This is a genomic window from Micromonospora sp. AMSO1212t (genome assembly GCF_008868145.1).
Taxonomy (GTDB): Bacteria; Actinomycetota; Actinomycetes; order Mycobacteriales; family Micromonosporaceae; genus Micromonospora; species Micromonospora tulbaghiae.
Window position 1 is genome coordinate 1 of the sequence record NZ_WBKS01000254.1, and the last position, 1,063, is coordinate 1,063.

Annotated in this window: 1 protein-coding gene; it reads right to left on the reverse strand. The window is 70.5% G+C overall.

The features are described 5' to 3' along the window. Positions 1-112: 112 nt before the first annotated feature. Positions 113-1,063 (reverse strand): hypothetical protein (locus F8279_RS29680; RefSeq protein ID WP_151501710.1); only part of this gene is annotated, 951 nt, incomplete at its 5' end.

Consider the following 1,063-nt stretch of genomic DNA (forward strand, 5'->3'; position numbering starts at 1 on the left):
AGGAGTTTGTGTCCCTCCCAGAGATCGACTAGGACGCAAACTCCTTGATCACAAAGTCAAGGGGGCACGCGCGAGGTGAGGCCGGCAGGGCGGGCGGGAAGAGGCCGGGTCGTCAGGAGATCTGGGCGCCCAGGAAGAAGATGCCGGGGTGGCCCTTTGTCTCGAAGCCTCGGCTGGGGTTTCTCCGCAGGGTGCTGCTGTCGATGTTCAGGGTGCCGGTGCGGTTGTTGCTGACGAAGAAGACCGCGCCGCCGCCCTCGTTCGCGCTGTTGTCCTCGATCACCGTGCCGGCGATCCGCACCGCGAACTCGTTGCCGTCGCAGTAGATCGCGCCGCCACTACCGCCGCCCGGCGTGCCGCCCCGGGCCGGGTTCGCGCCGGTGCCGACCGCCCGGTTGTCCCGGAAGACGCTGTTCAGCACCGTCCAGGAGACGCCGATGCTGCTCAGCGCCCCACCGTTGGCGCACACCCCGCCGGTGAAGGTGCTGCTCACCACGTACACCGGTTTGTTCTCGAACTGGCTGAGCACGCGCAGCGCCGCGCCGCCGAGGTCCGGCCCGGCGCGGTCGCAGCGGTTGTCGACGAACCGTGAGTTGATCACGGCGAACCGCCCGCCCCGGACGAAGATCGCGCCGCCCCCACCGCCCTCGGTGCGATCGCCCGTGGCGTCCCCGTCGACGAACGTCAGGTTCTGCACGGTGAGCCGCGGGTGGTCCTGGTTCTGGCAGTGCGAGGTGGTGAAGCCCTGCGCCTTGTCGCAGGTGTTCATGTAGAGGATGCGGCGCTTGCCGCCACCGCTCAGCGTGACCTTGCCGCCGCCGTCCAGCACGACGCGCGGGCCGTGCGAGTTCACCACCTTGGCGGTGGTCTTCATGGTGATGGTCACCGGCGCGGGCCCGCAGTCGAACGTGATGACGCCGCCGGCCGCGACGGCCTTCACCACCGCCTCCGAGGTGCAGCTCGCCGGGGTGCCGCTGCCGACGGTACGGGTCGGCCGCGAGGTGTCCACCGGACGCGCCTCGGCCGGCACGCTCGCCCGGCCCTGGGGGTTGCCGGCGCTGAA